We start from the raw sequence: 8,525 nt of genomic DNA, 5'->3' as shown, positions 1-8,525 counted from the left end.
AGGGCTCTATGGCATTTTGAAACCTCTGGATCTAATTATGCCTTATAGACTTGAAATGGGTACAAAACTGGCAACCAAATCTGGTAAGTCTCTCTATGACTTCTGGGGACACCAGTTATCTAAAGCGCTGATGTTAGAATTAGAGTCCCATATAGATTCGAAAATTATTAATTGTGCTTCTGTTGAATATTTTAAAGCTTTGGATAACCCTGAACTTGAGGCCAGCGTTATTACGCCCGTATTTAAAGAGATCAAAAATGGTAAAAGAAGCGCATACATCGATACCGGACCTTTACTTAGAAAAGAACATCCAATAAAGATTCCGCTTAAAACAGCATTTTTCATGGAATTCCCGGTATCCTGAAAGATCTGGAACAGAAAGTAAATCGCCATGATCATCCAGCCATGAGTATGAATGTCCCATTGCCCGTCCCTTCCTGAAAAGAGTATATAGAAACTGGTAGCGCCTATAAGTCCGCTAATGAACGCATACTTATTATTATTAGTGAATTTGAGACCAAGTCTATAAAGAAAGATACTTACGATGCTGCCCATGACAGCGGCTGGTAACCTCGCTGCGATCAGGTTCTTCATTCCAAATAACATCATGGATACCGCAGTTAGCCACGTAGGTAAAGGCGGTTTCTCGTAGCGTGGTTCATTATTAAGGGTTGTAAAGATCCAGTGATCAAGATTGATCATTTCCCGAGCGGTAGCAAAATTCCTTGCTTCCATGATATTTACAAAAATGGCATCGAGATTCACAAAGAATATCGCGAAGCAAACAAATAGTAATAGCAGAAAGTAATTATCCTTTAACTTCATTCTTCTGAATATAGATATTTCTAAGATACATAATAACACCAAAACTATGACCTGCAAGTAACACAGGGTCTTCTCGAAGGATCGCATAGTAGATGATCAAAGATGATCCCAGTAAGCTAAGTATCCAGAAGCCAAGTGGTAAGGAAGAAGATTTTCTTCTTTCAGAATAAGCCCATTGATAGATAAACCTAAGGGTGAATATAAGTTGTCCTGCAGTTCCCACGATCAATAACCACATTGGAATATCCACATTTCTAAATAAAGCTGCAGCGTCATACTGATTGTTATTAAACCCATAGATCACCACGAACAAAGGAAATATCCAGAGAAAAACTCTGATTAACCTATTTATCTTATTCCAGTCTCCCTGTAACTGTAAATTCCTGATGTATATAAAATAGGTAAGCGTCTGACCCAGCATAATGGCAAAATCGTCCCTCAGGTATCCATATATGAATAATAAGAAAGATGCTAGCAAGCTAATATGCCAGAAGAATTGAGGTGTAACCACTCGTTTATTCTTTTCTGAAAGCAGCCATTGTGCGATCATCCTCCCTGAAAAAAGTAGTTGAGCGATAAAGCCCAGAAGATAAATTATCCAATCGTTCATACTTCTGTGTATCGCGATTTTAGGAAATTATTTGAGTTGGTATGCAATGGTAAACTGTAGTTTGATGAATAATCTGGAATATTTTTGGTCGATACCACAAATGTAAAATAATATTCGAATTATAGTTTTTTTACCTCTTACCGATTTTTTCTCATACTTCAACTAAAAGTGCCAGTAGCTCAGATTTAAATTAAATTATCAAATTATATTTGAATACCGAATCTATTAGAATGCACCTGCCTTGGCTAACCAAATAATTAATGGTATGCTACAGCAAGAACATTACATCCAAAGTACCGATGAAGAAATATCTCATATCGAGTCTGTAAAGGGTTCTATTGAAGAGCTTCGCGAATCGGGAAATTTTTTCAGTGTTTCACTTCAAACACTTGAATTGATAAGAAGATTTAATCATTTATACATACAGGTTTTTGAAAAAATGGATCAAAATCCAAGTTTACTACACCAACTAGTAGTTGCTGCAAGTGGTCTGGAAGAAAAATTGATCAGAGAAAGCTAAATTTTTAAAACCGTATCTATACTGAAAATCAAAAACTTCCGATTGGGAGTTTTTATTTTTTTAAACTTACCTGAATTTTTCCCAAAAAAAGCATTGTTTAATTTATAAAGTGGCTTATATTTGCAACCGCAAATCGGTGGCATAGCTCAGCTGGATAGAGCACCTGCCTTCTAAGCAGGCGGTCCCAGGTTCGAATCCTGGTGCCATCACGAAAAGCCTTCCTTATGGAAGGCTTTTTTGTTTTTAATAGTCTCCTCGCCATTTACTAATTTATATTAAGTCCGTCATAAAAATTTGTCAAAAGATCGCAGACAGGTTTTGAACGGCTAATTCTTCCTAAATTGGAATAAGCTAATGTTATAAAATCAACCAGATCCTCTTTAAACATAGCGTTTAGAGAAGATTAAATTATAAGTTTTCAAATTATGCAGGAAATACCTGATCTATCTGAAAATTCCATTCAACAAATCTTAACAATTCTTAAAGAAAATAAGGAGATAAGCTGTATGCTTCCCGGCATGGGGATTTTGCATATTGAAAAAGAATTACCATATCTGGTCATCTACCGTAAAAAGTCAAATGATAAAGGCACCAAAAGGTTTATTACCAGTGAATCTTCTTATATGATTATCGGAAATCGCGATTTTGCCGGTTATCAAAAATTACTGATCGCTATTTCTAATTTGCTATCAGTAGAAATGAAATCATATTTACTGTTCGAAATTTATGCAGGAAATGAGGAATCTCAAAAATTGCGTATTAAAGGTCCTGCTGAAAAACTTCCTACCAGTCTGGAAACCCTTCAGAAGGATCTATTAACCATAAATGAAGTTTTTACCGGCCTGTATCTGGATACAGAAATTGTAGATACGATACATAGGCGTGCGGAAGATTCCGAAGATCTTATGAGTATTGAGGAGGCTAAGAATTGCGGTGCTGTTCTGGTAAGCCTAGAAATTCCTCCAGTTTACAGGAATGAGAATAATAAGTTATACCCAGTCTTTTTCAGAAATTTTAAAGACTTCCTGATCAAGGCCATGCATAGGTCGTTCTTTGACTTTATCAGGGTACAAACCACAGGCGGCGTCGCCAGCTTCAATGCATTGGGACGAAAATATTTAAAGCAAGTCGTATTTGATATTGATAAGCAGCTTGCAGATATTGAAAAATCATATCAATTCCTCTGGCTGGTTTCCCCTGCCAATATTCATGAAATCAAGGAAGAATTCTTTAAAAGTAAATATCAAAATGTTCTGGACTATCATTATCGCCTACTGCCGGTTGATCCTGATATTTTAAAGCGCAGACTGTATAATTTAAAGATCGAAGATATTGACGATCCTGCGATGTCCTATTTATTCCGCGAAAAGCGTGAAGAACTTGATATGCAAATCACCATGCTGGGCGAACGTGGGTCCAGCAACTTTATGTACGATAGCATTCGGCTTTACAAGGGCGTGGATCGACAATTATGCGAAGAGGCTCAGAATATTCTCAACGAAGTACCGGAAGAAACCTATAACGAGTCGAATGATATTATTGATGCGAAAGAATTTAGCAGCCTTGCACGAAAAGAATTTGATTATTTCAAGCAACAGGATGCAAACTTTAATTGCAAAGTCCATATTCGAAAAGATGTGAACGTAATGATGGTTTCTCATGGAGAATTATACATTCCTGCAGATTATGAAATGAGTCGTATCGAGGCAGAAGCACTTATTCAGCACGAAGTTGGAACGCATGTTCTCACTTATTACAATGGAAGCAGGCAACCTTTAAAACAATTAAGCATTGGCCTGGCAGATTATGATCCCCTACAGGAAGGTCTGGCTGTAATGTCTGAATTTATGGTTGATGGCCTTACAGCAAACAGACTTAGAATCCTAGCCGGAAGAGTACTGGCAGGACAGGCAGTTTTAGAAGGTGCGAATTTCCAGGAAATATTCAGATTATTAAAAATAGATTATGGTTTTTCTGCGGAAAGAGCCTTTAATATCACTTCCCGAATTATGCAGGGCGGTGGATTTATTAAAGACATTATTTATTTAAAGGGACTTGTTCTACTTAAAGAGCACCTTAAGAATAATGATGATTATGAGATTCTGCTAGCCGGTAAATACGGAATTAAGCACACAAATATAATCCGGGAATTAACAGACAGAAAAGTTTTGGAACCGCTTAGGATAAAACCCCGGTTTCTACATAGTGAACAAATGTTCGAAAAATTGAAATTAATCAGGAATGGTTTAAGCCTTCCACAAATGGTATGTAAATGAAAATATGTTTTGTATTAAATGATGTCGCAACAGAGAAAGATGGTACATCGAACGCGCTAATGCAGATGGCTCATCAAAGAGGTCATGAAGTTTATGCAATGGGTGTTGGAGATTTTAACTTCCACCATGATAAACCTATCACTATAAATTCTACTCAATTACCAAAGGATACTAAAACCAAGTCTACTAAGAAGTTTCTGGAAGCTTTGCAGGGTCCAAAGGCTATAAAAAAGCAAATTGACTGTACGATACTGGATGTTCTTTTTATTAGAAACAATCCTACCGAAGAAGAAGGAAGACAATGGGCCGAGCAGGCTGGTGTCGCATTTGGAAGAATGATCCAGCAACTGGATGTTCTGGTTCTAAACGATGCCTATGCCCTATCCCATGCCTTTATTGATAAATTATATTTCGAAGAGTTACCTCAGGAAATCAAACCAGCATCTATCATTACCAGAGACAAAGACCAACTTTTAGATTTCTGGGAGAAACAGAATAAAAAAATGGTTTTGAAACCTCTGGAAGGTTCAGGAGGACAGGATGTATATCTTATAGATGAACACGAGAAGAATGTAAACCAGATCATCGATCATTTAAGCTCTCAGGGATACGTGATCGCACAGGAATTTCTACCTGCCGTCAAAGATGGTGATGTTCGGGTACTATTGCTAAATGGGAAAGTAATGGAAAGAGACGGTGAAAAAGCGATTATACGACGTGTTGCCGGTGATGGAGAATTCCGTAGTAATTTCAGCCTAGGAGCTACTGCAGATAGTAGTGAGCTAACTCCGGAAATGCAACGTATCGTTGATCTTACAGCACCTAAATTAATTCGTGACGGATTATTTTTCGTGGGACTTGATATCGTCAAGGATAAATTGATCGAGATCAATGTACTAAGCCCGGGTGGAATGGAACATTTTAAGGATATCGGACTTTCGCCTTTTACAGATTATATTATCGAGGCGATCGAAAGAAAAGTTGAGTATAAGAATATGTATAAAGGTCAGTTAAGCAACAGGACTCTGGCCACAATGGATTAATTTTATGAAAGAGAAGCTAGAAGAGAACGTAGACAGGATCATAGGAGAATATTCTTCAGGAAAACCCGGCCCGTTATTATTCGTGACAGCTGGAATTCATGGAAACGAACCAAGTGGTGTGTTCGCCCTGAAGGAAGTTTTTAAACAACTGGATAAAACCAAACCTGAGATTGAGGGTAAAATTGTTGGAGTTTCCGGGAACCAGAAAGCACTTAATGAGAACAAACGTTATATAGACGAGGACCTCAACAGAACCTGGACAAAAAAAAATATTCAGAAAAATGATCCTCAAACACATGAGCAAAAAGAAATGCTCGAGATCATTAAGGTACTAAACAATTATTCTGAAAAGGACCATACGAAAAGGTATTTTCTAGATTGCCATACCACCTCATCGGCAAGTTTGCCTTATGTCTCGGTACAGGAAGTGAACGACAATGATGAATGGGCGCATAATTTCCCGACTTATATCATTAGAGGTTTCAGTGATATCATTACGGGAGACATCGACCATTATTTAAGCCGAACTGGAATGACTGGGTTTGTATTCGAAGCTGGTCAACATACAGATGATACTTCTGAAGAAAATCACGAAGGGGTGATCTGGTTAGCTCTGAGGGAAGCAAATAAATTAGATCTTTCTGAAATCTCTACCTATCCGGAATGTGTGGAAAGGTTCAGTAAAAAAAATGCTCCAGATCAAAAGACTTTCGAAATAATTCATCGCCATGGCCTGGAGGATGGAGATACTTTCAAAATGAAGGAAGGATATGAGAATTTTCAGAAAATTGAAAAAGGCGAACTTTTAGCCGAACAGAACGGCGAGAAAGTTTATAGCGAATGGGATGCTTATATTTTCATGCCGCTATACCAGTCACAGGGAAACGATGGTTTCTTTGTCGTGCAGGACGTATAGAAAAAAAGCAGCCAAATGGCTGCTTTTTTTTATTTCTGAAACTCCAGACATACCGGAGTTTTAATTTCAAAAATGGGTTCCTGAATCTTTAATTTTCCGCTTTCAGGATTGATCGTGTAAGTTGTTATATTTCCAGTATCCTGGCTGGCAGCATATAAGTATTTTCCGAAAGGTGATATGGCAAAATTTCGTGGTGTCTTTCCAGCTACTGGAACAAAATCAACATTCTTTAGTGTTCCGTTCACCTGATCTATACTAAATATAGCGATACTATTATGACCTCGATTACTGGTATAAAGAAATTTTCCTTCCTTGCCTATATGAATATCGGCTCCAGAATTTTTGTCCAGGTAACTTTCCGGCAATGAACTGAGAGTCTGTACAATTTCAAGTGCGCCACCCTTTAAAACCTTATAGGTGGTCACAGTAGAATTCAGCTCATTCATGCTATACACGAAATTACCATTTCTACTCAAACTTAAATGTCTTGGGCCAGCACCTTCAGGAAGTTGTACCTGGAAATTTTCATGTTTTGAAAGTGTTCCACTGGCAACATCAAAGTCGTATACTAAAATTCGATCATTCCCAAGGTCTGCAACATATGCAGTTCTATTGTCACCACTTATTTTAACTGTATGTGCGTGAGCGGTTTCAGCTTCAGGAAGTTTTAATTCACTCACCTTTTCAAGGGCTCCATCAGACTTAACTTTATAAGTAGCTACTACCCCACCCATGTAATTACTAACGAATACAAACTTTCCAGATCTGTCCAGGGCGATATGACAGGGAGCATGGCCTCCGGTAGAAAGTTTACTAATTTCCTTAAGGTTTCCATTCTCCTGGATTTGGTAGGAATATACATAACCAGACTTATCGTCTCCCGGTCCCAGTTCACTAACCGCAAAAAGAAACTTTCCTTGTCTTCCTGTTTTTACGAACGAAGGATTAACGATCTTAGCCTGTGTACCGCAGTTAGTGAGACTGCCATTATCAGGATCCTGATGTAGCAGGTAGATCCCTTCAGCTTTGCCATCTACATGGCCTTCTTTCTTTGTATAAGTTCCTACATACATCTTATTCATTTTCTTGTCCGCATCAGCTTCAGATTGAGCTGAAGTATTAGAACTTATCAGAATAAATACACTGCAGGCAGTAATCTTAGCGATCTTAGTGAATTTTAAAGCCATTTTTTTCGTTTAAAATAATAAAGCATTAAAAGGAATATGATGATCATTACTCCCCAAAGTACAAAGTAACTATACTTCCATTGCAATTCCGGAATATATTCGAAATTCATTCCGTAGATTCCAGCGATAAAGGTAAGCGGAATAAAAATACTCGCCATGATGGTAAGTACTTTCATGACCTCGTTCATTTTGTTACTAATTGTGGTCATATACATATCCATAAGACCCCAGATCATTTCCCGATAAATTTCGATATTCTCTGAAATCTGAATTATATGATCATATAGATCCCTGATGTAATTCCCTGTGTGTGGATCTATAATCTCGTTTTCCAGTTTTTCCAGTCGGCTTATCACTTCCCGCAGAGGAAAAACAGCACGTCTAATTCTTAGAATGTTTCTTTTAAGATCCTGTATCTCGTAAACAATATCATCACTTGGTCTGTTAGTAAAAAGGCTTTCCTCCAGCAGTTCGATACGATCGCTCATATCATCGATCACTAGGAAATAATTATCTATAATGGCATCCAGAAGCGCAAACATTAGATAATCTGCTCCCTTTCCTCTTATTCTTCCTTTTGATGTTTCCAAACGTTCACGGATAGGATCAAAAACATCACCATCAGATTCCTGAAAGGTGATGACATAGTTTTTACCAACGATCATACTAATATGCTCATTTTCTATTTCACCATCCTTGTGGTAAAGCATTTTCGCAACAATAAAAAGATAATCCTGGTATTCTTCAATTTTAGGTCGTTGCCCGGTATTTACAATATCTTCCATGACCAGGGGATGCAATTCATAGTAATCCCCAAGTTTTTCGATCTCACCAATATTATTTAGTCCGTCAATATTGAACCAGGTAACACTTTTTTCATCTACATAATTAAATGCATCATCTGGCGAATTGGAAGTATACCTTTCGTACTGATCGGCATTATAATCGATTACTTCCAGTTTGGTTTCTGAAGATTCCTTGTGACCCACGTAGGTCATCGTTCCAGGCACCTGGTTTACCGTCTTAGTATGTTTGGGACGCCTTAGCAACAGCTTTCTTCGTTTCGCCATATAAACTTTAATTTCCATAAAAATAGGAATAATCTGTCAATACTCTTGATTACACATTCGCTAAGGGACTATTTATTC

8 protein-coding genes, 1 tRNA gene and 1 pseudogene are annotated in these 8,525 nt (G+C 37.7%); 6 read left to right on the top strand and 4 right to left on the bottom strand.

Annotation, left to right across the window (positions count from 1 at the left end):
• Positions 1-37: 37 nt before the first annotated feature.
• Positions 38-364 (top strand): peroxide stress protein YaaA, encoded by a 327-nt coding sequence (yaaA, locus tag QZ620_RS04325; RefSeq protein ID WP_366935437.1) that lies wholly within the window; start codon positions 38-40, stop codon positions 362-364.
• Here the strand turns inward: yaaA and QZ620_RS04320 are convergent.
• Positions 301-594: pseudogene (locus tag QZ620_RS04320) on the bottom strand (glycosyltransferase family 39 protein); the annotation flags it as partial. The gene yaaA and the pseudogene QZ620_RS04320 sit on opposite strands and share 64 nt — an antisense overlap.
• Before the next feature lie 214 nt (positions 595-808).
• Positions 809-1,435 carry a lipid-A-disaccharide synthase N-terminal domain-containing protein gene (locus tag QZ620_RS04315; RefSeq protein WP_295179437.1) on the bottom strand — a complete coding sequence of 209 codons (627 nt, stop codon included), beginning with the start codon at positions 1,433-1,435 and terminating at the stop codon, positions 809-811.
• Positions 1,436-1,700: 265 nt separating this feature from the next.
• On the opposite strand from QZ620_RS04315, the gene QZ620_RS04310 reads away from it, so the two are divergent.
• The 5 genes from QZ620_RS04310 to QZ620_RS04290 all read left to right on the top strand — a co-directional run bounded on the left by QZ620_RS04310 (position 1,701) and on the right by QZ620_RS04290 (position 6,190).
• Positions 1,701-1,955 carry a hypothetical protein gene (locus QZ620_RS04310; RefSeq protein WP_295179436.1) on the top strand — a complete coding sequence of 85 codons (255 nt, stop codon included), beginning with the start codon at positions 1,701-1,703 and terminating at the stop codon, positions 1,953-1,955.
• A gap of 135 nt (positions 1,956-2,090) precedes the next feature.
• A tRNA-Arg gene (locus tag QZ620_RS04305) sits at positions 2,091-2,164 on the top strand.
• 216 nt (positions 2,165-2,380) lie between these two features.
• The gene (locus QZ620_RS04300) at positions 2,381-4,231 is read left to right on the top strand and encodes a tyrosine/phenylalanine carboxypeptidase domain-containing protein (protein WP_295179434.1); all 1,851 of its coding nucleotides are present in this window, start codon (positions 2,381-2,383) and stop codon (positions 4,229-4,231) included.
• Entirely contained in the window at positions 4,228-5,274 is a 1,047-nt protein-coding gene (locus tag QZ620_RS04295) for a glutathione synthetase (RefSeq protein ID WP_295179432.1), read from the top strand. The genes QZ620_RS04300 and QZ620_RS04295 overlap by 4 nt, the downstream gene beginning before the upstream one ends.
• Positions 5,275-5,278: 4 nt before the next feature.
• Positions 5,279-6,190, top strand: a complete 912-nt coding sequence (locus tag QZ620_RS04290; RefSeq protein ID WP_295179430.1) for a succinylglutamate desuccinylase/aspartoacylase family protein — start codon at positions 5,279-5,281, stop codon at positions 6,188-6,190.
• Positions 6,191-6,219: 29 nt separating this feature from the next.
• Here QZ620_RS04290 and QZ620_RS04285 read toward each other — a convergent pair whose 3' ends face one another.
• Both QZ620_RS04285 and corA read right to left on the bottom strand, forming a co-directional pair.
• Entirely contained in the window at positions 6,220-7,377 is a 1,158-nt protein-coding gene (locus QZ620_RS04285) for a lactonase family protein (RefSeq protein ID WP_295179428.1), read from the bottom strand.
• Positions 7,368-8,447 (bottom strand): magnesium/cobalt transporter CorA, encoded by a 1,080-nt coding sequence (gene corA, locus QZ620_RS04280; protein WP_295179426.1) that lies wholly within the window; start codon positions 8,445-8,447, stop codon positions 7,368-7,370. The genes QZ620_RS04285 and corA overlap by 10 nt, the downstream gene beginning before the upstream one ends.
• Between the last annotated feature and the right edge of the window lie 78 nt (positions 8,448-8,525).

Source organism: uncultured Christiangramia sp., from assembly GCF_913046405.1.
Classification (GTDB): Bacteria; Bacteroidota; Bacteroidia; order Flavobacteriales; family Flavobacteriaceae; genus Christiangramia; species Christiangramia marina.
The sequence above is the reverse complement of the archived record's forward strand: the minus strand, read 5'-3'. Positions and strand labels throughout refer to the sequence as shown.

Bases quoted from the DNA above. Each gene is read 5' to 3' on its own strand.
- QZ620_RS04290 (WP_295179430.1), top strand. From the start codon at position 5,279: ATGAAAGAGAAGCTAGAAGAGAACGTAGACAGGATCATAGGAGAATAT.
- QZ620_RS04295 (WP_295179432.1), top strand. From the start codon at position 4,228: ATGAAAATATGTTTTGTATTAAATGATGTCGCAACAGAGAAAGATGGT.
- yaaA (WP_366935437.1), top strand. From the start codon at position 38: ATGCCTTATAGACTTGAAATGGGTACAAAACTGGCAACCAAATCTGGT.
- QZ620_RS04285 (WP_295179428.1), bottom strand. From the start codon at position 7,377: ATGGCTTTAAAATTCACTAAGATCGCTAAGATTACTGCCTGCAGTGTA.
- QZ620_RS04310 (WP_295179436.1), top strand. From the start codon at position 1,701: ATGCTACAGCAAGAACATTACATCCAAAGTACCGATGAAGAAATATCT.
- QZ620_RS04315 (WP_295179437.1), bottom strand. From the start codon at position 1,435: ATGAACGATTGGATAATTTATCTTCTGGGCTTTATCGCTCAACTACTT.
- QZ620_RS04300 (WP_295179434.1), top strand. From the start codon at position 2,381: ATGCAGGAAATACCTGATCTATCTGAAAATTCCATTCAACAAATCTTA.
- corA (WP_295179426.1), bottom strand. From the start codon at position 8,447: ATGGCGAAACGAAGAAAGCTGTTGCTAAGGCGTCCCAAACATACTAAG.